General features: G+C 63.4%; 24 protein-coding genes. 17 read left to right on the top strand and 7 right to left on the bottom strand.

Annotated features, from left to right (window positions below):
• Window positions 1-280 precede the first annotated feature (280 nt).
• The 10 genes from ilvB (at window position 281) to pfkB (ending at window position 10,208) form a co-directional block, all read left to right on the top strand.
• A complete protein-coding gene (ilvB, locus tag C442_RS09720; protein WP_008309977.1) occupies window positions 281-2,038 on the top strand; it encodes a biosynthetic-type acetolactate synthase large subunit in 1,758 nt (585 codons plus the stop codon).
• A gap of 14 nt (window positions 2,039-2,052) precedes the next feature.
• Window positions 2,053-2,640 (top strand): acetolactate synthase small subunit, encoded by a 588-nt coding sequence (gene ilvN, locus C442_RS09715; RefSeq protein ID WP_008309974.1) that lies wholly within the window; start codon window positions 2,053-2,055, stop codon window positions 2,638-2,640.
• Window positions 2,633-3,664: a ketol-acid reductoisomerase gene (ilvC, locus tag C442_RS09710; protein ID WP_008309972.1), complete on the top strand. Its 1,032-nt coding sequence runs from the start codon at window positions 2,633-2,635 to the stop codon at window positions 3,662-3,664. The genes ilvN and ilvC overlap by 8 nt, the downstream gene beginning before the upstream one ends.
• On the top strand, window positions 3,657-3,923 hold the full coding sequence (locus tag C442_RS09705; protein ID WP_008309970.1) for a hypothetical protein: 267 nt from the start codon (window positions 3,657-3,659) through the stop codon (window positions 3,921-3,923). The genes ilvC and C442_RS09705 overlap by 8 nt, the downstream gene beginning before the upstream one ends.
• On the top strand, window positions 3,920-5,341 hold the full coding sequence (gene leuC, locus C442_RS09700; protein WP_008309968.1) for a 3-isopropylmalate dehydratase large subunit: 1,422 nt from the start codon (window positions 3,920-3,922) through the stop codon (window positions 5,339-5,341). The genes C442_RS09705 and leuC overlap by 4 nt, the downstream gene beginning before the upstream one ends.
• Entirely contained in the window at window positions 5,338-5,982 is a 645-nt protein-coding gene (leuD, locus tag C442_RS09695; RefSeq protein WP_008309966.1) for a 3-isopropylmalate dehydratase small subunit, read from the top strand. The genes leuC and leuD overlap by 4 nt, the downstream gene beginning before the upstream one ends.
• 277 nt (window positions 5,983-6,259) lie before the next feature.
• Window positions 6,260-7,000: an HFX_2341 family transcriptional regulator domain-containing protein gene (locus C442_RS09690; protein WP_008309964.1), complete on the top strand. Its 741-nt coding sequence runs from the start codon at window positions 6,260-6,262 to the stop codon at window positions 6,998-7,000.
• Between the two features lie 469 nt (window positions 7,001-7,469).
• Window positions 7,470-8,453, top strand: coding sequence for an isocitrate/isopropylmalate dehydrogenase family protein (locus tag C442_RS09685; RefSeq protein ID WP_008309963.1), 984 nt, complete (start codon window positions 7,470-7,472; stop codon window positions 8,451-8,453).
• Window positions 8,454-8,541: 88 nt separating this feature from the next.
• Window positions 8,542-9,303: an HTH-type transcriptional regulator GlpR gene (gene glpR / locus C442_RS09680; RefSeq protein WP_008309961.1), complete on the top strand. Its 762-nt coding sequence runs from the start codon at window positions 8,542-8,544 to the stop codon at window positions 9,301-9,303.
• On the top strand, window positions 9,300-10,208 hold the full coding sequence (gene pfkB / locus C442_RS09675; protein WP_008309959.1) for a 1-phosphofructokinase: 909 nt from the start codon (window positions 9,300-9,302) through the stop codon (window positions 10,206-10,208). Before glpR ends, pfkB begins: the two co-directional genes overlap by 4 nt.
• 38 nt (window positions 10,209-10,246) lie before the next feature.
• Here the strand turns inward: pfkB and C442_RS09670 are convergent, their stop codons facing one another.
• Together C442_RS09670 and C442_RS09665 are read right to left on the bottom strand one after the other, a co-directional pair.
• Entirely contained in the window at window positions 10,247-11,374 is a 1,128-nt protein-coding gene (locus C442_RS09670; RefSeq protein WP_008309957.1) for a hypothetical protein, read from the bottom strand.
• Window positions 11,375-11,377: 3 nt separating this feature from the next.
• Window positions 11,378-12,160 carry a class I fructose-bisphosphate aldolase gene (locus C442_RS09665; RefSeq protein ID WP_008309955.1) on the bottom strand — a complete coding sequence of 261 codons (783 nt, stop codon included), beginning with the start codon at window positions 12,158-12,160 and terminating at the stop codon, window positions 11,378-11,380.
• A 119-nt stretch (window positions 12,161-12,279) separates the two neighbouring features.
• Between C442_RS09665 and C442_RS22115 the strand changes: the two genes are divergently transcribed.
• Window positions 12,280-12,429, top strand: coding sequence for a DUF7557 family protein (locus tag C442_RS22115; RefSeq protein ID WP_008309953.1), 150 nt, complete (start codon window positions 12,280-12,282; stop codon window positions 12,427-12,429).
• Here the strand turns inward: C442_RS22115 and C442_RS09660 are convergent.
• A complete protein-coding gene (locus tag C442_RS09660; RefSeq protein WP_008309952.1) occupies window positions 12,426-12,875 on the bottom strand; it encodes a DUF5799 family protein in 450 nt (149 codons plus the stop codon). The two genes, C442_RS22115 and C442_RS09660, sit on opposite strands and share 4 nt — an antisense overlap.
• Before the next feature lie 175 nt (window positions 12,876-13,050).
• Between C442_RS09660 and C442_RS09655 the strand changes: the two genes are divergently transcribed.
• Window positions 13,051-14,334, top strand: a complete 1,284-nt coding sequence (locus C442_RS09655) for an FIST signal transduction protein (RefSeq protein ID WP_049942924.1) — start codon at window positions 13,051-13,053, stop codon at window positions 14,332-14,334.
• 56 nt (window positions 14,335-14,390) lie between these two features.
• On the opposite strand, the gene C442_RS09650 is transcribed toward C442_RS09655, so the two are convergent.
• Window positions 14,391-14,786: an OsmC family protein gene (locus C442_RS09650; protein ID WP_008309950.1), complete on the bottom strand. Its 396-nt coding sequence runs from the start codon at window positions 14,784-14,786 to the stop codon at window positions 14,391-14,393.
• Between the two features lie 166 nt (window positions 14,787-14,952).
• On the opposite strand from C442_RS09650, the gene C442_RS09645 reads away from it, so the two are divergent.
• Complete coding sequence (locus C442_RS09645) at window positions 14,953-15,324, top strand: hypothetical protein (protein ID WP_008309949.1); 372 nt, start codon at window positions 14,953-14,955, stop codon at window positions 15,322-15,324.
• 52 nt (window positions 15,325-15,376) lie between these two features.
• Window positions 15,377-16,231: a UbiA family prenyltransferase gene (locus C442_RS09640; protein WP_008309948.1), complete on the top strand. Its 855-nt coding sequence runs from the start codon at window positions 15,377-15,379 to the stop codon at window positions 16,229-16,231.
• A gap of 85 nt (window positions 16,232-16,316) precedes the next feature.
• Here C442_RS09640 and C442_RS09635 read toward each other — a convergent pair whose 3' ends face one another.
• Window positions 16,317-16,976, bottom strand: coding sequence for a DnaJ domain-containing protein (locus C442_RS09635; RefSeq protein WP_008309946.1), 660 nt, complete (start codon window positions 16,974-16,976; stop codon window positions 16,317-16,319).
• Window positions 16,977-17,103: 127 nt separating this feature from the next.
• Here C442_RS09635 and C442_RS09630 point away from each other — a divergent pair, with 127 nt between their 5' ends.
• The 3 genes from C442_RS09630 to C442_RS09620 all read left to right on the top strand — a co-directional run bounded on the left by C442_RS09630 (window position 17,104) and on the right by C442_RS09620 (window position 20,512).
• Entirely contained in the window at window positions 17,104-17,652 is a 549-nt protein-coding gene (locus C442_RS09630) for a DUF1684 domain-containing protein (protein WP_008309944.1), read from the top strand.
• A gap of 72 nt (window positions 17,653-17,724) precedes the next feature.
• On the top strand, window positions 17,725-18,597 hold the full coding sequence (locus tag C442_RS09625; protein WP_049942923.1) for a CPBP family intramembrane glutamic endopeptidase: 873 nt from the start codon (window positions 17,725-17,727) through the stop codon (window positions 18,595-18,597).
• A 265-nt stretch (window positions 18,598-18,862) separates the two neighbouring features.
• Complete coding sequence (locus C442_RS09620; protein WP_049942922.1) at window positions 18,863-20,512, top strand: PAS domain S-box protein; 1,650 nt, start codon at window positions 18,863-18,865, stop codon at window positions 20,510-20,512.
• A gap of 55 nt (window positions 20,513-20,567) precedes the next feature.
• Here C442_RS09620 and C442_RS09615 read toward each other — a convergent pair whose 3' ends face one another.
• Together C442_RS09615 and C442_RS09610 are read right to left on the bottom strand one after the other, a co-directional pair.
• On the bottom strand, window positions 20,568-22,628 hold the full coding sequence (locus C442_RS09615) for a TRAP transporter permease (RefSeq protein WP_008309938.1): 2,061 nt from the start codon (window positions 22,626-22,628) through the stop codon (window positions 20,568-20,570).
• Between the two features lie 45 nt (window positions 22,629-22,673).
• The gene (locus tag C442_RS09610; RefSeq protein ID WP_080504305.1) at window positions 22,674-23,825 is read right to left on the bottom strand and encodes a TAXI family TRAP transporter solute-binding subunit; all 1,152 of its coding nucleotides are present in this window, start codon (window positions 23,823-23,825) and stop codon (window positions 22,674-22,676) included.
• Window positions 23,826-23,977: the final 152 nt, after the last annotated feature.

The following is a 23,977-nucleotide window of genomic DNA, read 5'->3' as shown; positions in this document are numbered from 1 at the left end:
CGGCTGTCCGCCAACGGCTATCACAGAACGTTTATTATTCGGGACGAACTGCATTTGGATGTGATGACCGCGGCTGCTGGGCGTCAGGTTCGACCACCCGCCAGCACCGCGACCGCTATTCTCGGCGTGCGTATTGTAGGGGCACTATAGCCCCTCATTTCACATTTTCACCCCCGGCCGAATCGATTCGCCTGAACACCACAGAGTCACCAGTCATGCACGCAGCATACACATCACCGCGGTATCGACCCCGAACACGAACAGACGGAGGGCTGACACGATGAGCGAACGCGCATCCGTCCCCAAGGAAGCGGAAGAAACAGAGTCGGAGACCGAACAGGAACCAGTCACAACGGGCGCACAATCGGTCATCCGTGCGCTTGAAAACGCCGGGACAGACTACGTCTTCGGCGTTCAGGGCGGCGCAATCATGCCCGTCTACGACGCGCTGTACGACTCCGACATCAACCACGTCACGATGGCCCACGAACAGGGGGCTTCACACGCGGCGGACGCGTACGGCGTCGTCACCGGCGACCCCGGCGTCTGTTTCGCGACGTCCGGCCCCGGTGCGACGAACCTCGTGACCGGCATCGCCGACGCCAACATGGACTCGGACCCGGTCATCGCGCTGACCGGCCAGGTCCCGACGGAGTTCGTCGGCAACGACGCCTTCCAGGAGACCGACACCGTCGGCATCACCCAGCCGATCACGAAGGAGAGCTACTTCGCCGCCGACTCCGACACCGTCGGCGACGACGTCAGCGAAGCGTTCGCGCTCGCCGACGCCGGTCGGCAGGGGCCGACGCTGGTCGACCTGCCGAAGGACGTGACCCAGGGCGAGACCGAGGTCGAACCCGGCAGGCCGGAGACACCGGAGACCTACGAGGTGCCAGAGGAGGCCGACGACGGGAACGTCCAGGAGGCCGCCGAGGCGCTGGCCGAGGCCGACCGCCCCGTCATACTCTCTGGCGGCGGCGTCATCAAGGCGAACGCCTCGAACGCGCTCCGGGAGTTCGCCATGGAGTACGATATCCCGGTCATCACGACGATGCCCGGCATCGGCTCCTTCCCAGAGGACCACGAACTCTCGCTGGAGTGGGCCGGGATGCACGGCACCGGCTACGCCAACATGGCGATTAGCAACACCGACTGCATGCTGGCTATCGGGACGCGCTTCGACGACCGCCTGACCGGCGGCGTCGACTCCTTCGCGCCCGACGCGGAGGTCATCCACGTCGACATCGACCCCGCGGAAATCAGCAAGAACGTCTACGCCGACTACCCGCTCATCGGCGACGCCCGGGAAGTGCTCCGGCAACTGTTCGACGCGATGCCGCGCGCGCCGGACGCTGACGAGTGGCGCGACCAGTGCCAGACCTGGAAAGACGAGTACCCGATGGACTACGATACGCCCGACGACGAGCCGCTGAAGCCCCAGTACGTCGTCGAGCAGTTCTCGGAGATGACGCCGGACGACACCATCGTCTGTACCGGCGTCGGCCAGCACCAGATGTGGGCCTCCCAGTTCTGGGAGTACACCGAGCCCCGGACGTGGGTCTCCTCCCACGGCCTCGGGACGATGGGCTACGGCGTGCCCGCCGCTATCGGTGCGAAACTCGCCGCGCCGGACCAGGAAGTCGTCTGCTTCGACGGCGACGGCTCGTTCCTGATGACCGTCCAGGGTCTCTCGGTCGCCGTTCGGGAGCAACTGGACATCACCTACGTCGTCCTGAACAACGAGGCGGTCGGGATGGTCCGCCAGTGGCAGGACGGCTTCTACGAGGGTCGCCGGATGGCCTCCGAGTACCCGTGGATTCCGCAGTTCGACAAGCTCGCCGAGGCCTTCGGCGCGCGCGGGTTCACGCTCGAATCCTACGAGAACGTCGAGGAAACGATACAGGAAGCACGCGACTACGACGGCCCGAGCGTCATCGACGCCCACATCGACCCCGGGGAGAACGTCTTCCCGATGGTGCCAAGCGGCGGTGACAACGGCCAGTTCGCGCTCAACGAAGACCAGCTGGACATGATCTAACAATGACTGGAGGAATGCCAGGCCCCGCGCCGGACGAACGGATGCGCCCGAAGGGCCGACGCAACATGCAGGGCATCCGCGTCGACCCCGAGGCCGAAGTGACTCACGAGCCGCGACAGGCGGTGCTGTCAGCGCTGGTCAAGCACCGACCGGGCGTGCTTTCGGAGGTGTCGGCGCTGTTCAGCCGACGCCAGTTCAACATCGAAAGCCTCACCGTCGGGCCAACGGTCGACGACGACACAGCCCGGATGACGATTCTCATCGAGGAACCGGAACCGGGAATCGACCAGGCGAAAAAGCAACTGCGGAAGCTCGTGCCCGTCATCTCGGTCAGGGAACTCGAAGGCGAGGCCGTCCGGCGAGAGCTCGCACTGGTGAAAGTCAGCGGCGAGAAGCCAGACGACGTCAACGCCGTTGCCGACATGTACGACGGCCAGGCCGTCGACGCGTCGACCGATTCGGTCACCGTCGAAATCACGGGCAGCAAGCAGAAAATCGACGCCGCCATCGAGGCGTTCAAGCAGTTCGATGTGCAGGAGATCGTGCGAACCGGGGCCGCCGCACTGGAACGCGGCCCGAAAACACTAGAGAAAGATGTCTGACGAACTTACCACAACAGTCTACTACGACGAGGACGCTGACGTATCGACTATCGACGACGAAACCGTAGCCGTGCTGGGCTACGGCTCACAGGGACACGCCCACGCGCTGAACCTCCACGAGTCCGGCGTCGACGTGATTGTCGGCCTCCGCGAGGACTCGTCGTCGTGGGCCGACGCCGAGGACGCTGGCCTCCGCGTCGAGACGCCCGACGTGGCCGCCGGCGAGGCGGACCGCGTCGTGATGCTCGTGCCTGACACGATTCAGCCGGCCGTCTACGAGGCCATCGAGGACGAACTGGACGCCGGCGACACGCTCCAGTTCGCGCACGGCTTCAACATCCACTACGGCCAGATCGAACCGCCGGAAGACGTCGACGTGACGATGGTCGCGCCCAAATCGCCGGGCCACCTCGTGCGCCGGACCTACGAGCGCGGCGAGGGGACGCCCGGTCTCATCGCGGTCTATCAGGACGCGACCGGCAACGCCAAGCAAGAGTCGCTGGCCTACGCGAAGGGCATCGGCTGCACCCGCGCCGGCGTCATCGAGACCTCCTTCCAGGAAGAGGTCGAGACGGACCTCTTCGGCGAGCAGGCTGTCCTCTGTGGCGGCGTCACCGAGATGGTCAAGGCCGGCTTCGAGACGCTGGTCGACGCCGGCTACGCGCCGGAGATGGCCTACTTCGAGTGTCTGAACGAGCTGAAGCTCATTGTCGACCTGATGTACGAGGGCGGCCACATGGGCATGTGGAACTCCGTCTCCGATACCGCCGAGTACGGCGGTCTCACCCGCGGTGAAGAGGTCATCGACCGCGAGGGCATGGAGCAGATTCTCGAAGAGGTCCAGAACGGCGAGTTCGCCCGCGAGTGGATCAACGAGAACCAGGCTAACCGGCCCGCCTACAAGCAGTACCGCGACGCAGAACAGAACCACCAGATCGAAGCCGTCGGCGAGAACCTGCGCGACCTGTTCGCGTGGGGTGAGGACGCCGACGCCGAGAAGACAGAAGCCCCAGCAGATGACTAACGAACACACGGATACGACGGACGACGAGCAGAGCGAATCGCGCACAACGATGGGCAGCATCGAGCACACCCACCCCGAGACGAACGGGACCTTCGGCGCGGTGTTCCGCCGCGGCCCGGTCGTGGCCGCCGACGGCGGCGAACGCGACGCGGAGGAGGAGACTGACGAGACGATGGAAGACATCGACCACGAAGCACCCGATGAGGGTGTCACTCGCGCGTACGAACGCGGAACTGAAGGGCGGGACGAGACAGTATGAGCCAGGGAACGCTGTACGACAAGGTATGGGACCAGCACAAAGTCACGACCCTGCCGAACGGCCAGGACCAGCTGTTCGTCGGCCTGCACCTCATCCACGAGGTCACCAGCCCGCAGGCCTTCGGGATGCTCAAAGAGCGCGGTCTCGAAGTCGCGCGCCCGGACCTGACCCACGCGACGGTCGACCACATCGTGCCGACCGCGAACCAGGACCGGCCCTACAGCGACGACGCGGCCGAGACGATGATGGCCGAACTCGAAGAGAACGTCCGCGACGCCGGCATCCAGTTCTCCGACCCGACGACGGGCGATCAGGGGATCGTCCACGTCATCGGCCCGGAGCAGGGCATCACCCAGCCCGGCAAGACCATCGTCTGTGGCGACAGCCACACCTCCACCCACGGTGCGTTCGGTGCGCTCGCGTTCGGTATCGGGACCAGCCAGATTCGGGACGTGCTGGCGACCCAGACCATCGCGATGGAGAAACAGAAGGTCCGCAAAATCGAGGTCAACGGCGAACTCGACGAGGGCGTCGAGGCCAAGGACATCATCCTCGAAATCATCCGCCGGCTCGGAACCGAGGGCGGCGTCGGCTACGTGTACGAGTACGCCGGCGAGACCATCGAGAACCTCGACATGGAAGGCCGGATGTCCATCTGTAATATGTCCATCGAGGGCGGCGCTCGCGCGGGCTACGTCAACCCCGACGAGACCACCTACGAGTGGCTCGAAGAGACGGACTACTTCCAGGAGCACCCCGAGAAGTTCGAGGAACTCAAGCCGTACTGGGAGTCCATCCGCTCGGACGACGACGCCGAATACGACGACGTCGTCGAAATCGACGCCAGCGAACTGGACCCGGTCGTGACATGGGGCACCACGCCCGGCCAGGGCATCGGCATCGACGACCCGATTCCAGAGCCCGAGGACCTGGCCGACGACAAGGTCGACACCGCTCGCCGCGCTCAGGACCACATGCGCGTCGAGCCCGGCGAGACGATGGAAGGGTACGATATCGACGTGGCCTTCCTGGGTTCCTGTACCAACGCTCGACTGCCTGACCTGCGCCGCGCGGCCCGTATCGTCAAGGGCCGCGAAGTCGCCGACGACGTGCGAGCGTTCGTCGTCCCCGGCAGCCAGCGGGTTCAGGAGGCAGCCAGAAAAGAAGGCCTGAAAGACATCTTCGAGGAAGCCGGCTTCGAGTGGCGCAACGCCGGCTGTTCGATGTGTCTGGGCATGAACGAGGACCAGCTGGAAGGCGACGAGGCCTGTGCCTCCTCCTCCAACCGGAACTTCGTCGGTCGGCAGGGCAGCAAGGACGGCCGGACCGTCCTGATGAACCCACGGATGGTGGCCGCCGCGGCTATCACTGGCGAGGTCTCTGACGTGCGCGACCTGAAGGAGGTGAATCTGGCGTGACCGACCCCACCGAGGATATCCCGTCGGTCGACTACGTCGAAGGCACTGGCATCCCGATCCGCGGGAACGACATCGACACGGACCAGATCATCCCCGCGCGGTTCATGAAGGTCGTCACCTTCGACGGTCTGGGCGAGTTCGCCTTCTTCGACCTGCGGTTCGACGACGAGGACAACGAGAAGAACCACCCGTTCAACGAGGAGCGGTTCCAGGACTCGAACGTGATGGTCGTCAACAACAACTTCGGCTGTGGCTCCTCCCGCGAACACGCGCCGCAGGCGCTCATGCGCTGGGGCATCGACGCCATCATCGGCGAGTCCTTCGCCGAGATCTTCGCCGGGAACTGTCTCGCGCTCGGCATCCCGACGGTCACCGCCGACCACGAGACGATCAACGCACTCCAGCAGTGGGTTGACGACAACCCCGACGGCGAAATCGAAGTCGACGTGCGGGCGGAGACGGTCACCTACGGTGACAACGAGGTCAACGTCAGCGTCGACCGCGCCCAGCGTGAGGCCCTCGTCGAGGGCAACTGGGACACGACGGCGCTGATGAAGGCCAACCAGAACGCTATCGAGGAGACGGCCTCGCAGTTGCCGTACCTGGATCAGACGCGGTCGGATATCGAAGCGGACGATTAACGCGAGGTCGCCCCGCGACCTCGGTATGCGCGAACGGCATAGCCGTGAGCGCCAGCGGACCGCTCTGCGTGTTCTCGGCGCGAGCGTCCGGTTCACAGAAGCGGACGATTAACGCGAGGTCGCCCCGCGACCTCGGTATGCGCGAACGGCAGCGCCGTGAGCGCAGCGCGATCATTTTCCGTTCACGGCCAGGTCGGTAATCCGACGGTCGTGCCACAGGAGAGGTCTGTCCCGGAGATGGCAAGACCAATAGCTGTGCGGGGCGCGTCATTCTCGCATGGACCAGATTCGGGAGATACACATCGCGCCGCTGGGGCACGAACGCGACCGGATTGCCGAACCGATTCACCAGCACAACGCTGACGACGTGTACCTTCTCACAGCGACGACGGAGCCGTCACGGCTGACGCCGTACCAGCAGGCGCTCGTCGAAGAACTGGACGCCAACGGCGTGAGTGTCGACCTGCACTGCGCGGATCTACATGACCTCTACGACGTGCTGGCGGTCGTGACGACGCTGACCGCCGACCATCCGGAAGATATCGTGCGCGTCAACGTCTCCAGCGGGCCGAAAGTAGCGGCCATCGGAAGCGCCATCGCGTGTATGGCGACGGCGGCGACGGCCTACTACGTCCATCCCGAGGAACACGTCCCGCCGATTTCAGCGGAGCCACTCACTCGCGGGATGGAGCGCGCGGAGGTCCTCCCGTCGTACCCCATCGAAGCCATCTCCCGCGATCAGGTCGCAGTACTGGACTATCTCAAGCGGACGAACACGGACACCTACACCGCCAAGAAGTCAGACCTCATCGGGTTCGCCGAGGACGCCGGGCTTTCGTTCATCGACGACGCGGACCCGGCAAACGAGAAGGCGAAGTTCGCGCTGTTGAACGCCAACATCGTCGACCCGCTGGTCGAAGACGGGTACATCGCGGTCAGCGATGTCGGCCGGACGAAACAGGTCGAACTGACCGAAACCGGGCAGAACGTCCTCCACGCCTTCCGACACAAACTCTGAGCTAAGCCACCCTCTGCCGTGACCGGCGCTTGGTATCGTTGCTTCGACAGCAGTGGTCCCTGCTGGACCGATAGTATTGATTGTATTTTTTGTATCTGTAGTATCTATGGTGTCAGTAGTTTCCATAGTATTGTGGTAGTAAATACATATTAACCACCACAATACTCGGGTGCGCACGGTCCCTGGCGACGCGCTGTTCCCGTCGCTTCGGCCCTCCACCAGTTCGATGCGCTCGCTGGGGAGCCGTGCCACCGCGCTGCCATCCCTGTCTCGACCCAGAGTCACCCTCTGGCTCGCCGTGTCGAGACGGTCCACCGCTGACGCGTTCCACGAGTATGGCGGACCCCGGAGTCAACCGCTTCGGATCCGCTCCGGAAACTCCCGCTCGACTGACGCTGCCACCGCCCGAGCGCTGCGTGTGAGACAGCGAACCGAACCACTTTCACCGGCCGACTACGTGCCTCCTGCTATGACACACGAGATAGCCGTTATTCCCGGCGACGGGATCGGACAGGAGGTCACACCCGCCGCGGTCGAAGTGCTTGAGGCCATCGACGCCGTCGACTTCGACTTCGTCGAAGGTGCGGCCGGCGACGCAGTGAAGGCTGAAACCGGCGAGGCGCTCCCGCAGGCGACCCGCGATCTGGCGGCCGACGCCGATGCGACGCTTTTCGGCGCGGCCGGCGAGACTGCGGCCGACGTTATCCTGCCGCTCCGGCAGGTCGTCGGCTCCTTTGCCAACGTCCGCCCGGCCCGGTCCTACCCCGGCCTTGACGCCGTCCAGCCCGACACCGATATCGTGTTCATCCGGGAGAACACCGAGGGCGTCTACAAGGGCATCGAGAGCGAAATCTCTGAGGGCGTCACCACCTGCACCCGGGTCATCACCGAGGACGCTTCCGAGAAAATCGCCGAGTACGGCTTCAGCTACGCGAAGGGGAACGGGTACGACGACGTGACGATTGCCCACAAAGCCAACGTCATGCGCACCACGGACGGCCTGTTCCTCGATACGGCCTCGGCGGTCGGCGAGGACCGGGACGCGTCATACGACACCGCGCTCATGGACGCGCTCGCGATGCACCTCGTGATGAACCCGCAGGACTACGGCGTGGTCATCTGTCCGAACCTCGCCGGCGACATGCTGTCGGACCTCGCCGCCGGCCTCGTCGGCGGCCTCGGTCTGCTGCCGTCGGCCAACATCGGCGAGGAAAACGCGCTATTCGAACCGGTCCACGGCTCCGCGCCTGACATCGCCGGCGAGGGCGTTGCCAACCCCTCGGCGATGATTCTCTCCGCCGCGATGTTGCTCGACCACCTCGGATACGACGAGCAGGGCGATGCTGTCCGGTCGGCCGTCGAGTCCGTGCTCGACTCGGGTCCCCGAACGCCGGATCTGGGCGGCGACGCATCCACTGAGGACGTGACCGCCGCGGTTATCGACGAGCTGTAGGCAGTTTTCTCGCACTCTATCTGGGCAGAAACAAGCACAGTCCGATAGAAAGAGGTAAAACCGAAGCGAAACAATCACAGCAGAGAGAATGCTCCCGGCCGAGCGAAAGCGCACTATCGTCCAGTTGGTGACAGAGCGAGACGGCTGTTCAGTGTCGGAACTGGCCGCGGAACTCGAGTTTTCGAAGGCGACGATCCGCCGTGACCTCCGGGACCTGGAGTCGCAAGGCCGCATCAAGCGGTCCCACGGCGGCGCAGTACCGGCGTCCTCCGCCGGGACCGAGCGGCCGTACGGCCAGCGCGAGGTTGACCACTACGCGGAGAAACAGGCCATCGGCGAGCGAGCGGCACAGGAGGTCCGTGAGGGCCATGTGGTCTGTTTCGATGCGGGCTCGACGACGATGGAAGTCGCTCGCGCGATTCCGGACACCGACTACGTCGCGGCGACGAATATGCCGGAACTCGCCACTGATGTGGCGGAGCGAGACGTCGATGCGAAGCTCACCGGTGGGAGTCTCCGACCGCGGACCCGGGCGCTCGTCGGCCCGATGGCCGAGCGAGCCATCGAGCGAATGAACTTCGACCTGTTGTTTCTGGGGACGAACGCCCTCGACAGCGCCGCCGGGCTGTCGACGCCAAATGAAGACGAGGCGGCCGTCAAGGAAGTCATGGTCGAGCGCGCCCGCCGGGTCGTGCTGGTCGCCGACGCGTCGAAGTTCGGCGACCGGAGCTTCGTCAGCTTCGCCGATCTGGACCAGGTCGACCTGCTGGTCACTGACGCCAGCCCGTCAGGGGCGCTCGCCACGGCACTCGCGGACGCCGACGTGACCGTCGAGGAGGTCAGCACATGATCGTCACCGTCACCTACAACCCCGCCGTCGACCAGACGATTCAGTTCGACGAGCAGATGGCTCCCGACCGTGTGATGCGGGCCGACGAGGCGCAGTTCGACGCGGGCGGGAAGGGCATCAACGCCGCGCAGTTGCTCACGGCCATGGACCGCCCCTGCGTCGCGACGGGACTGCTGGGCGGGTTCACCGGGTCGTTCATCAGAGAGACCCTGCAGGGCGACGGCGTCGAGACGGCCTTCGTCGACGTGGACGGAACGACGCGTCTCAACACCACCGCCATCGCGGCCGCGGAGGAGTACAAACTGAACCAGGCCGGGCCGACTGTCGGCGAGTCGGTCGTCGACTCGCTGCTCGAACGGGTGCGAGCGCAGTCCCCCGACCGCGTGCTCGTCGGTGGGAGCCTGCCGCCGGGGCTGTCCCCCGATGCCATCGACCGCATCGCGGGCGGCGGCGACTGGGAGACAATCGTCGACACCGGCGGCGACGTCCTCCGGGAGCTCGATGCCCAGTACGGACTCTGTAAGCCGAACCGAACGGAACTCGGCGATGCGACTGGGGCCGATGTCTCAACCGTCGAGGGGTGTGCGGACGCGGCGGACACGTTCCGGGAGCGGGGTTTCGACCGCGTGCTGGCCTCCCTCGGCGCAGACGGCGCGGTCCTCGTCGGCGACGAAGGCCGGCTGTACGCCGAAGCCCTCGACATCGACGTCGTCGACACCGTCGGGGCTGGCGACGCGCTCCTCTCGGGCGTGCTGAGCGCCTGGGAAGCCGGCGCGGACGACGAGACGGCGCTCCGGACCGGCGTGGCCGTCTCCTCGCAGGTCGTCAAGCGGGCCGGCACGGCCGTTCCCGACCTGAACGACATCGACTCGCTCCGGGACGGCGTGACGGTTCGACGACTGTAGCGGGCAGAAAAAGCGTCGTAGAAAGCGGAGACTGCAACTCAGAACTTTTCGAGGTAGTCGTCGACGAACGCGCGCACGTCGGTCAGCGACGGCTGGTCCGCGGTCCGGACGAAGTAGCCGGCGACGGCGTTGCCGACGACGACGGCGGCCGCCGGCGGGAGTCCGGCAATGAGTGCGAGCCCCAGCCCGGCGTTGAAGTGGTCGCCTGAGCTGGTCGTTAGCTCCGGGTTTGAAACGGCGGGAACGGCGACGCTCTCGGTGCCGTCCGGGGAGACGACGACAGAGCGCTCCACACCGTGGCCGACGAACCAGGTCGGCTCCAGGGCCGCAAATACTGCTTCGGCGTCCTCGGTGAACGACCGCTCAGCCTCGCCGGCGTAGGCGTTCGCGAGGACCCCCGTTTCGGCACGGTTTGAGGTGACCACCACGTCCGTTACCTCGTCTAGCCGACCGATGGCCTCCCGGCCGGCGCGCAGGCGGTCGCCGTCGAGCTTTCGCACGTCGCCGGGGTCGACCAGAACAGTTTCGGGCGGGTCGTCGATGTCGCCCCACAGGTCACGGAGGCCGTCGAAGATGGTCGGCAGGTCCGGCGTCTCGGACCAGTAGCCAGTCCCTAACAGGCTTGCGCCGTCGAGCTTCCCGGCCAGTCGGTCGTGGCCGAAGGCTGCGTCGAGTTCGGCCCAGTCCAGCGACATCGTGTCGCCGATTTCCGTGAGCATGAGCTTCCCGTCGTCGAACTCGACGGCGTCGGTGACACCGGGCTCGCCCAGCGAGTGGAGGTCGTACTCGCCGAACTCCCCCTTGAAGGCGTCGTGGACCGGGTCACCGTACATCCCGACCATCACGGGGTCGAACGACCAGCCGCCGAAGGCCCGCGCGAGGTGGCTGGTGTGGCCGCCGGTCCGGCTGCCCTGCTGGAGCCACTCGAAGGAGAGGGAGCTGTCGGCGGCGACGGAGCGGTCGATGCGGTCGCCAAAGCCCTCCAGCGTGGCGAGGCGCTCGTGGCTCTCTGGGTCGATGCGGTCCGCGACGACCTCCCGGACGCGGTCGAGGTAGCCGTCGAAACCGAAGACGACCCGGCCGGCGTCGATAGCACCGGGAAGCGCGTCGCTATCGGGCAACGCTTCGTCCGCCGCGGCGACGGCTCGGCGCGTCTCCTCGTCCATGGCCTACAGGACGTCGTCGGCTGTCGCGTCCTCGAAGATGACGCCTTCGAGCTTGTCCAGGATGTCGTAGGGGTCATCGCGCTGCCAGACGTTGCGGCCGACGGCGAGGCCGGAGACGCCGACGTCCATGCAGTCCTCGACGAGTTCGAGGAAGTCCCGGTCGGAGGTCTTCGAGCCACCGGAGAGCAGGACGCGGTTGTCAGCCGCCGAGCGGACGGCGTGGGCCATCGCCTCCTTGTCACGCGGATACTTGACCTTCGTGAAGTCCGCGCCGAGTTCGAGGCCGATGCGGGCCGCGTAGGCGATGGTCGAGGGGCTCCGGTGCTCCTTGATGGCCTGTCCGCGCGGGTACGACCACATCGCGATCGGCAGGTCGTGGTCGCGGGCGTTCTCCTGGACCGGGCGGAAGTCCTCGAACATGTCGGTCTCGCGGTTGACGCCCGGATAGACGGTGTACCCGATGGCGTCGGCACCGAGTTCGGCGGCGTAGTCGACCGACCAGTTCTGTGGCGAGTACGGGTCGCCCATCCAGAGGTCCGACCCGCCGTTGAGCTTCGCCAGCAGGTTCACGTCGTCCTCGTAGCTCGGGTAGTACGTCTCGGCGAGGCCCTTGCCGACGGCCAGCGCCGTCACGGCGTCGTGGGTCGCCATCTCGAACACCTCACGCGGGTCGAGGCGCTCCTCGACGCCGCTGAACTGCTTGGGACCGTGTTCCAGCCCGTGGTCGTGGGCCAGCACGAGCGTCTTGTCGTTCCGTACGAGCGGTGAGTCACCCAGTGGTCGCATGTGTCGTGTTTCTACCGAGAACGACCATTAACAGTTTTCGGTTCTGATTTGTTACTACTGTTCGCGTTCGTTTTTGAGCGAGGGCGGGAATTAAGTGTGTTCCAGTGAAAGGTTCGGGTATGCCATCCGTGGAACTGGACGCCGAGACAGTGGACCGCCTCGACGATCTCCGCGTCGAGGACGAATCGTACGACGACATCGTGACGGAACTCATCAACATCTACGAGGCCGAGGAGCTAACGCTGTTCCACGGCGGCGACGAGTACTAACCCTGGGCCTGCTCGCAGACGGACTTCCAGCGCCCGTTCGACTCCAGTTTCTCCTGCAACTGCTCAGCGTACGCCTGTGCGAGGCGTGCTGCTTCTTCCTCCTGTTGTTTGTTGCCGCCGCCGGACCCACCCAGTCCGAGCGCGTCTTTGACGCCCGAGAGGAGGCCGCCCCCCGAACTCCCGGACTGGTCACCGCCCGGTCCGCCCATCGGACCCTGGTTGGCGACCCGCTCCATCTCGGGCATGACGCTAGAGAGCTTCGAGGTATCGGCGACGATCCGAGCGGCGTCAGGGTCGCCCGGGTTCTCGATCTCGAACTCGACTGCAGTCATCACGAGCCCCCACTGCTGGCTGGAGAACGACGACGCTTTGACCTGTTCGTTGAACCGCTGGTCGACCGCCATCCGTTCGCCGGCGATGCGGTCGGTCCAGTTTGAATCGCTCATGGACTGGTGTTTGCGGGCCGGCGGTATGAGCGTTTCCCGCTCCGTGCGGTGTTCTACGGTAAAAAGCACCGTTTCTGGGCAGACTGTTACGTCTCCGGCCGACCCACTGCCACGTCTTATTGTCTTCAAAACGGTTCCAATATGTTAAGTTAGCTCACGATATACTTGCATCTCAATGACTACTGAGTTTGGGACAGGGCAGGCGACGGGGGACTCTGGCGATGCCGCAGCTATGGACGCCATACGGGAAGCCATGGACGCCATCTCGGCCAGCGAACCGGACTTCTGTCAGATTTTCTGCTCCCCGACATACGATTACGAGGCGGTGCTGTGGGGCGCTCGGAGTGTTGTCGGTTCAGATACCGAAATCGTGGGCTGTTCGTCCTCCGGGGAGTTCACTGAAGCCGGTTCTGGGAACGGAACTGTCACAGTCGGCGTCGTTTCGTCGGACTCGATGCAGTTCTTCTCCAGCCTCTCGACCGAACTCAGCGCAGATCCCGAGCGCTGTCTGTTCGAAGCCGTTCACGACCTCCCCGCGAGCGAGGACCCTGCTGTCGATGGGTACCCGCACCGGACGCTTATCAACCTTCACGACGGCATGGCCGGAATCGGAAACAAAGTCACCCGACTCACCGAGCAGTACCTCGACGACGAGGAGACGCCTGTCGTCGGGGGGTCTGCGGGCGACGACCTCCAGTTACAGCAGACCCACGTCTTCCGGAACGACCAGGTCGAGACGGACGCCGTCGTCCTCGCGCTCATTGCTTCAGAGGACCCGCTCCCGGTGACAGTCAACCACGGCCACGAACCGATCTCCGAAGCGATGACGGTGACCCGAGCAGAGGGCAGCACCGTGTACGAACTCGACGGCAGACCTGCGTTCGAGGCCTGGCGGGACGCGATCCGAGAGGATGCGATGGAGACGTACGATATCGATGTCGACGAGTTGGAAGCAGGGTCCGAGGACCTCGTCATGCTGCTCGGCCGCTATGAACTCGGTATCGAGTCTGAACCGGACGCGGATGCGGACGGACTCGCCTCTCGGATCAAGACCTTCATCGAGAGCAAGCTCATCTCGACGAAAGGGTACAACATCCGGTGGCCGGGCCATACAACCGACACCGAGGGGCCGCTGGATTTCGCTGTCACCGTCTCCGAGGGGACGGAAGTGCGGGTAACTCACAGCAATAAATCCGATCAGGTGTATGCCGTCCGGAACGCCGCGACCAACGCCGCAAACGAACTCGGCGGGGGAAGCGTCGCGGGCGGGTTCGTGTACGACTGCGCCTGCCGTGCGATGATACTCGGCGACGACTTCGACGACGCCGTCGACACGATTCACAGCGCTATCGACGCGCCCTTCGCCGGCTTCGAGACCTATGGCGAAGTCTGTTCGGCCGATGAGGATTACACTGGCTATCACAACACGTCCTCGGTCATACTGCTGTTCCCGGAGTGACGACGACAAGCCTACTATCAGCGAAAAATAAACGTTATCCCCCTGTTCCTGCCTGCTCAGACGCCGGACTCGATGGTGATTTCGGCGTGCAGATCGTCCTGCAGCGCCGAGTGGACGTGACAGATGTCCTCGGCGAGTTCGACGATGTCCTGCTCTTCGTCGGCAAGCGATTCCTCGACTTCGACGTGGAAGTCGATGTACTCCAGGTCGTCGTCCTCGTCGAGACCCGCCGCGACTTCGACGTCGACGCTGCCGATGTCCTCGTGGCCGTACTTGTCTGCGGCGACGCGCAGCGCCGGGATGTAACAAGAGGCGTAGTCGGCGGCAAGCACCTCGTTCGGCGACGGTCCGTTCTCGCTCAGCGCGTCGACGATGAGCTCCCATTCGCCGTTGATGATGCTCTCTACTGTGTATCCTTCCTCGCATGTGCTCTCGACTTCGATATCTGCCATAGCACTCCTGTGGACACAGCCCTTCCCCTAAACATTTCCTGGTGGCATTTCTGCCTGCGGGCGCGAAACGCAGTGACTCACCAGCGTGGCACCGGGCTACCGCGGGTAGACCGGCTAGTCGGGCACTGCCGAAAGATAATACACCTCCAGCCCGTATGAACGGGCAATGGAACACCTCGCACCGTCGAACGTGCCGGTGTACGCCACGCGGGAACACCAGCGCGAGATCTGGGAGCGGTGCCGGGACCGGGGACAGCCAGTCCTCGCCGTCAGGGACGCGACGCGGGGGTTCATCGTCCGGTACGACCTCCAGCACCTGTCCTACGAACTCTCGGACACCACCGTGCAGGCGCTTCGTGACCGTGTCCGGTCCCGTCGACCGTATCCGACGACCACGGACCCGATATCGGAGACTGAGGGCGTCGGCGGCGAGGCCGGCCCGGTGTCCGGCGAACTCCACGCGGACACGGAACAGGCCGCCAGAGAACTGGCCTCGCACATCTCGGGGTTCGTGCTGGACCGGTCGAACTGGCGGTAGTACCGAAACAACGCGGATGGGGATTTTTCCCACAGCCGTGCCTTGAGTTCGTATGGCAGTCGCCCGACACGAGAGCGGTCCGTTCGCGACCGTGAGTGCCCTGGCCTCGCAGGTTCACCCGGTGTTCATGCTGCCACCGCTTGCGACCTCGCTGTTCGGGGGGTTGCTCTCCGGCGGATTCTGGCCACCGGTAGCAGCGCTCCACGCGGGTGCGATGTTCTTCGCCGTCTATACGGCTCACGTCAAGGACGGCTACGTCGATTTCCACGTCCGCGGCGAGGACGACGACCATCCGCTCACTGCTTCGGGCTGTCGCATGGCGCTGGTCGGTGCCGGCGTCGGCTTCGCGCTCTGTACGGCGGCCATCTGGCTGCTGGTCGGTGCCGGCGCAGCGCTGCTGACGCTTCCGACCTGGGTCATCGGCTACACCCACGCGCCGCAGTTGGATATGAACCCCGTCGGCGCGACGATGGGCTATCCGTCGGGCATCGCGCTGGCGTTGCTAGGCGGCTACTACGCTCAGGTAACGACGCTGACACCGCGAGCACTCGGTCTCGCGGCCGTGTTCCTCCTGCTGCTGACCGGCATCAAGATCATCGACGACGAGCAGGACTACGACTACGACCGGTCGATACAGAAACGGACCGTCGCCGTCGTCCTGGGCCACCAACGCGCTCGGCGGCTCGCGTTCGGCCTGTTCGGCGCGGGCCTCCTCGGAATTGTCGGGCTGTCCGTGGCATTGCCCGGGGTTCCGCCGAGCGCCGCGGCGGCTGCGCTCGTCTTCGGGACGGTTGCGGCTATCGCCCAGCGAGGCGATCCCGAAACCGCAACGATGCTGCTAATTCGCGGGTCGTATCTCCTGTTGGCCGTCCTCGTCACTGCTGTCTGGTTCCGACCGCTAGCGTGAGTGTGGCTGTTCTGCAAGTCGCTCGCCTCGCGACGATCCGAAACGGCGATCCGAAACTACCATCGCTCGAACCACACCTCCTCGGTCAGCCTGAAATGTGTGTGAGCATGTGGGTCGTTGAGACGACCAGCGATATCGTCACCATCGAGACGGCCATGACGCCGGCGACAACCGGCGAGAGGTCCCCGGTGAGGCCACCGACTGCGAGCAGTACAGCGGCAATGATAGTACAGACCAGTAGTGCCAGATGGACGAACAGCCACGGTCCGACACGGCGGAGTGAACCGAGCAGCGTCTCGACTCCCGACGACTGTGTCGGCCGGACTCGCTGGCCGGGCTTGTAGTACTCTGCGGCAGTCCCGTAGCCCGTGCTTCCGCCACGAGTCTGGGTGGGCCGCTGTGTCGCTTTCGCCGTTGCCCCGCCCGTCGTCCCTGTGTCGGCCCGCTGGTCGACGTACTGCTGTGCGATGTCACTGACACCGCCCGTGGCTGTTCCGCCGTCCGCGCCGCTGTCGACGTGCCTGTTGACGTATGCGTCGTGACCGAGCCGGTCGTATCGCTCCCGCTCGGCCTCGTCCGTGAGCACGTTCTTCGCCTGCGTGAGTCGCTTGAACCGTTCTCCCGCGGCGGGGTCGTCACTCACGTCCGGGTGATGCGCTTTCGTCTGTTCCCGGTAGGCGCGGACTATCGTCTCCTCGGTGGCATCTGGGTCCACCCCCAGAATACCGTAGAACGTCGCTTCCATACACACCCCTGTGTATTTATCCAGTTGGACTAGGCGTATAATAAGGTACCCACTCCCTCACGCTGCGATATCGCTCGTCTGTCGCCGAGTCGCCGGACTGAAACTGCGTGGCCGCCACCGTCTCTGTATGGACGAAGACACCAAAGACTGGGAGACACAGTTGCAAGCGAATCGGGACGAGAAAGACCGGTTCTTCGCGGAGCACCGCCAATCCCCGATTCCGCCGGAAGACCGCGACGACTTCGACGGACTCAGCTACTTCGACCCGGACCACGACTATCGGGTCGAGGCGACGGTTACGGTCCACGAGACGCCGGAGTCAGTCGATCTGGAGACGAGCGACGACCGAACGGTGCGCTATCTCCACGTCGCGACGCTGTCGTTCGACCTCGACGGCGAGTCCCGCGAACTCCACGCGTTCCGGCAGGCCGCCGACGAGTCCCGGACGCTCTTTGTTCCGTTCCGGGACAAGACCACCGGACAGCAGAGCTACGACGGCGGCCGATACATGGAACTGGAACCCGACCGCGACCTGAGCGACGGCGACGAGATTACGCTGGATTTCAACCTCGCGTACTCGCCGTTCTGTGCCTATAGCGACACCTTCTCCTGTCCGCTCCCGCCGGAGTCGAACTGGCTCGACACTGCGGTGACGGCCGGGGAGCGGATCGACTGAGGCGTCTCTGCCGGCAGTCACGACACCAACACCAAACGAATTGTTTACACATCGCCACGACCAAAGCAGTGTATGGCAACGGATTCCCGGGAAGATCCAGTCTTTCAAATGGCCCTGAAGGCCTTCCAGTACGGGTTTACGCTTTTGTCGGCGCTCTGGCTGGGTGGGACAGGACTTGTGTTCGGCTCGGTCCTGCTCCTCACCATCGCTTTTTCGCTGTCACTCGGCACAGGTGTTCAGATAACGCAAGTACAGAGGCTGGTCCTTGGACTGGTAACGATTCAGGGCATCGCCTTCCCGGCTATTGCGTACGCATACATCAAGCTCAGGCCGGTAATCAGGTCGAAGCTCCGCGAACTCATCTCGTATCCGCCAGACACCGGGACGTTCACTATCGGTGTTTCTGTACCGAGTTTCCGCGAGGCCGCCATCGTCGTGCTGGGCTACGCCAGCGCGATGGTCGGACTCGTGGTAGTAGCCGTCATCATCACGACGCTCGTCTCGATGTTCGGAATCGAAACGGCAACCAATCAGGCCGCGGAGATCGGCATGGAGAACCCCGATGTCCTCCTCCTGTTGATTCCCGCCTCGTTCCTCCTCATCGGCCCTGGCGAGGAACTGCTGTTCCGTGGGGTCGTCCAGGGCCGCATTCGGGACTACTTTGGCCCGATTTCGGGCGTCGCCATCGCGAGCGTCATCTTCGCCGGCATTCATTACCCCGCCCTCAGCGGCGGGTCGGTCACGGGCAAACTTGTCGGGGTGTGTGCCCTCCTCATTCCGTCGCTCATCCTCGGTGCAACCTACGAGTACACGGACAACATCGTCGTTCCGTCACTCATCCACGGCGCGTACAACGCCACGCTGTTTACTGGCCTCTACGTCACCGTGAAATTCAGTGGTGAACTCTCGTCCGCCGCGGGCGTCCTCAGTAACAGCGGGTTCTGACCGGCCCCTGCCCCAGCAGGCCCGTACTATAGCACGTTTGTAAATCATGTGATTAGTTGCCTGGCTTGCACACGCAAGGGAGCTGGTATTCTTGATGATCGTGTGAAACCTAAAACAGTTCAAACGGGGGCTTACAGTGGCGCTATATACGAACGACCACTTTACCACGTACCTCGCCTTTTTACCCAGTAGCAGAACCTAAATCGGTTATATTACTTTGAAATGACAAACGTCTTATTAGCGTTTTTGCACAACATTCAAACAGATGGTTGGTTCAGTGCGCGTCTTACATATCGATGACGAACCGGACTTTGCCGATCTAACTGCGGTATATCTCGAGCGGGCCATGGATTCATTCAGCGTCGACACCGCGATGCGGGCCGACGAGGTCATTACGGACCGCCCGCAGGACACGTATGACTGTATTATCAGCGACTACGATATGCCTGGCATGAACGGGCTGGAGTTCCTCGAACGGATTCGCGAGGACGCACCGAAGCTTCCGTTCATCCTCTACACTGGGAAGGGCAGCGAAGAGATCGCGGCCGAAGCAATCTCCGCAGGAGTCACGGACTATATCCAGAAGGAACCGGGAACGTCCCAGTACACGGTGCTAGCGAACAGGGTGCAAAACGCGGTCGAAGCCCGCAGAGACGAACTGCAAGTCACGCGTGGTCACCGCGCAATGAACGCGGCCTGGGACGGCATCAGCACCCTCGACGACGAGGGTCGGTTCACCTATTTGAACGACGCCTACGCGGCCACGTTCGGCTACGAGCGCGACGAGCTTCTGGGCGAACACTGGCAGAAAATCCACTCGGCAGAGAGCCTCAAAACGGTCGATGATGAAATCCTCCCGGCTGTCAACGAGAACGGGACGTGGACGGGTGAGACACTGCTCGAACGCGCCGACGGGACACAGTTCATCGGCGAACACACCGTCGCGAGTATCGAAAATGACGGCTCCGTCTGCGTGGTCCGTGACCGAACTGACCGCGAAGAACTCGACAAGCAACTGCGACACGAGCGCGAGCGGTTCCGGCTACTCGTCGATGCGGTCGAGAATTATGCGCTGTTTCTGCTCGGCCCCGACGGCCTCATCCAGTCGTGGAACGCCGGTGCGAAACAGATCACGCAGTACGAGGAATCTGATATCCTCGGTGAGCATTTCTCGACGTTTCACACAGAGAAACAGGTGGCCGACGGCATTCCCGAGCAACTGCTGCGAGAAGCCGGGGACTGCGGCAAGGCCACCGACCGCGGGCTCCGGGTTCGGAAAGACGGGAGCACGTTCTGGGCAGATGTGACCATCACTGAACTCCGGGAAAACGGCGACTCCCGTGGCTTTGCGAAAGTGGTCAAGGACATCACGGAGGAGATCGAACGGGAGCGGCTACAGGCGACGGCCGAACGCTACCGAGAGAAACTCTACGAGGTCACGAACGATACAGACCGACGGTTCGAACAGCGGTTAGTCGACGTACTGGAACTCGGTGTCGAGTATCTTGCCGTCGATCAGGGCCATCTCGTCGCAATCGATCCCAAGGCAGGAACGCATGAAATCATCGCTACCAGCGGCGAACCGTCTCTCACTGCCCCCGGCGACATCACATCGCTTTCCGAGACCTACTGCCGACGGACTGTCGAATCCGACGGTCTGCTCTCGGTCTACAACGCCGAGCAGCAGGGTCTGGGTGACGACCCCGCATACCAGCGGTACGGTATCGGCTGTTACCTCGGTGCGAAAATCGAAGTCGACGGTGAACTGTTCGGGACGGTCTGTTTCGTTGCTCGTGACTCCCGGTCGGGCCAGTTCAGACAGGACGAACAGGCCTTCGTCGAACTACTCACTCGCTGGCTCAAGTACGAACTGAGCCGACGCGACGGACAGATCCAGTGGCCGCTAAAGCCCTGACATCTGGGACTGATACTGTGTCGGGCCTAGCGGAAGACCCGATATGCCGGGTAGGTCAGTCGTCGATTGAGGCCTGCTCGGACTGTCCGGTTTCCGCTCCGGAGTCGTATTTCACCGCTATGTACAGCAATGCTAGGATAGAGAGTGTTGCAACGGTCTGGACGGCAACGGTCATCGGCACCAGCGGAGCGAACATCGCTGCTGCCGCAGCCACCAGTAATCCAGCGCGATTCGGGATTCGAAGTTGGCCAGAGAAATAGTTGACCATCGCTGTCGCGGTAGCGACGAGACCGATTCCCACGACGACGAACGTAATCGGTGTCGCCGGAACTGACCAGAACAACAGGCTATCGTTGACGACGAAGATGTACGGAAGAACAAACAGCGGTGCCCCGAGCACGAGCGACTTTCCGGCGGTCCGCCAGAAATTCCCGCCTGCGACCCTGGCTGTGACGAGGCAGGCGATGGCAACCGGCGGCGTCAGCGCCGAGAGAATCGCGAAGTAGAACACGAAGAAGTGCGCGGCGAGCAGGTCGACACCGGCCTCGGTCAGTGCCGGTGCGATCAGCAGCACGGCCGTGATGTAGGCCGCGACGGTCGGCATCCCGAGACCAAAGAGAAGCGCCGCGATCATCGCGAACATGAGCAACAGCGCGAGCACGCCTCCCGAGAGTTCAACGAGGCTGGAGGCGAACACCTGCGTGAACCCGGTGAGGTTCAACACACCGACGAAGATGTTCATCACGCCCAGCGACACCGCGATCGGGGCTGCGTTTTCCATCCCGCGGCCCAGGCCGTCCATAGTGTCCACGAGGAAGTCGCGGATTCCGTAGCCATCGCGAAAAAAGATCCCCTGGACGAACGCGGCCGGGAACGCGGACATTATCGAGAGGAACCCTGCGTACAGCGGATCGTACAGGAGAACGACCAGTGCGTACAGGAGAACGGCCAGCGGGACCCACAGCGCGAGCCCCTCGACGATCAGGTTACGAACCGATATCTGACCGAAGGAAACAGCGGTTGTCGTTCGGCCGAAGATCCTATCGAGTGCGTTTTTCCGATCCCTGTCGACCGTCTCTACGTCGGTCAGTTCTTCCTCGTCAATCTCGCTCGTGAGCCCTTCTTTGACGGTCGTCAGATGAACACCGATAGCGACCGTTCCGTAGAACAGGAGTGCCGGCAGGAACCCGACGACGATGATTTTCAGGTAGCTCGTCCCGGTGATCTCGGCCATTATGAATGCCGCTGCACCCATGATCGGTGGCATAATCTGGCCGCCGCTGGAGGCCACCGCCTCGTAGGCCGCTGCGGTATCTCTATCGAGCCCGTGACGCTTGAGCAACGGGATCGTAAACGCGCCCGTCGTCGCCGCGTTGGCGGCCGCGCTGCCGTTGACCGACCCCATACCCATGCTCGCGACCGTCGTCATCTGCGCCAATCCGGACCGGACCCGTTTGCCGATCAGCGTTCCGACCTGGACGAAATACTCCAGCGCGCCGTACGCTTCCAACAGCCCTGCGAGAATCATGAAGATAATAATAAACGTCCCCGAAACCTCGACAATGACGCCGAAGACGCCGCTGCCGAACTCAACTGTCAGACCCTGCACCAGTCGTTCGGCCTGAACTCCATTGTGGTTCAAAATACCCGGGAAATACGGGCCATACAGCGCATAGACAAGGCCAGCTACGCCGACCAGCGATAGCATCGGACCGTAAACCCGCCGGCAGACATCCAACAACAGCAGGATGATCAACAGCCCCATGAACAAGTCGAGGTCGGTGTATATCCCGAGTTGCTCGTAGACGATGCGGTTGAAGGCCGTAAAGAGGTAGACGGCGACGACAGCCGAGAGAGCGGCCTCGAGTAACGTCGCGTAGTTTCCGAACCGCTCCCGGCGTGTCTCGGGTTCGGGGGTATACGCGAGGACAGCCGCCCCGACGAGCATGAATCCGAGGTGGGCGATCTTGTGTTGGTCCTGTTCGAACGGGAACAGCTGGGTGAACCAGAGGTGATAGACCGTCGAGGCGACTCCCAAGGCTATCAGGAACCCGTACTTGGCCATGCGTACCCGGGACGGGTCGACCCAGCTCCCGGTTGTGTGTTCCCCCGTCATGGCTGCCGTTGATGTGGTGGCCGGCCGAGAGACGGGTCGCTCGCGTTACCCCTCATACTCCTCAAGTGTGGTCAGTCCGTCCTTCCAAAGGTCCTGCTCCTTGTAATACTTCTCAGCGCCGGGATGGACGGGTGCGTTCGGCGAGGGGAGTAAGAATTCCTGTGCGAAGTCCGGACCGGCGCGCGAGAGCACTGAACTCGCCTCACGGACCGCGTCGATGTCCTCCATGACGGTACGGACGAACTCATAGCCCAACTCCTCAGATACCTCGGCCGGGAAGATAGTCTCGTAGCCGACACCGACTGCGGGAATGGAGTCCATTCGAATATCCTGACCGTCCCATAGGCTGGCCGGCGTTTCGATGTACGTGTAGGGCAGATCGGAGTTGGCTAAATCTGACTCGTCGAACTCCCAGTTGACGACTGCGACGTCGGCCTGTGCGCCGGCCTCCTGCGCCCACCCGGTCAGTACCTCGCGGCTGACTCCGTAGACCATCATCATATCGAGACGGCCGTCAGCGAACTGCGCCCCCTGATCTCCCCAACTCATCGACTGGAGGTCGTACTTGTCCTCGACGTTGTCGATGCCGGATAGTCGGAACCCGTCGAGGCCCGCGAAGTAGTTCGTCCCGCCGCGCTGACCGAACGCCATCGAGACCGACCCGTCCTGGGGAATGTCTGATACCGACTCGATGCCTTCGAGTGCGTCGCCGGTCCGCCTGACGAGGTAGTACTCCAGGGTCATGAACGGTAACACCTGCGTCATCGTCTTCCCGACCGGTTCCCCGTACGGGTCTCCCCCGCTGTTCGAGCGCGCGACTGCCCAGTCGGTGCTCTGGGCGATGTCGATGTCCCCCTGCGCTATCAACCGAGGATTTGCGGCGGTCCCACCGGTTGTCTGGGCGCTCATGCTGATGCTGTCGGACTTTTCGGAGATTAGCTGTGCCATCGCCACCCCTGACGCGTGAGTCGCCGTCTCCGGCCCCGACGTTCCAATTGTCCAATTTGTACTGCTGCCACTGCCGTCGCTGCCACCGCTGTCTCCACCACTGTCGTCGCCGCCACTATTCCCGTCACCACCAGCGCCGTTACCGCCGTCTCCACTACAGCCAGCGAGACATGCGAGGCCAGCGGCACCGACCGTTTTCAAGAAGCTACGCCGCTCGGAAATCGAACCATCCTGATTGTTTCTGAACATTATCTAAGCTACAACTATGCTGTCAACCAATCTATATTTAAATGTTACTGCAAATATCTTTATCACTCAGCTTTGCACGTTGAAGTGGTAGCGTGACGTAGGCGTTGACAAAGAAGGATGATGCCGATCACGGACTTCCTTTCGTGTACGCG

This window comes from Haloarcula amylolytica JCM 13557 (genome assembly GCF_000336615.1).
Taxonomy (GTDB): Archaea; Halobacteriota; Halobacteria; order Halobacteriales; family Haloarculaceae; genus Haloarcula; species Haloarcula amylolytica.
The sequence above is the reverse complement of the archived record's forward strand: the minus strand, read 5'-3'. Positions and strand labels throughout refer to the sequence as shown.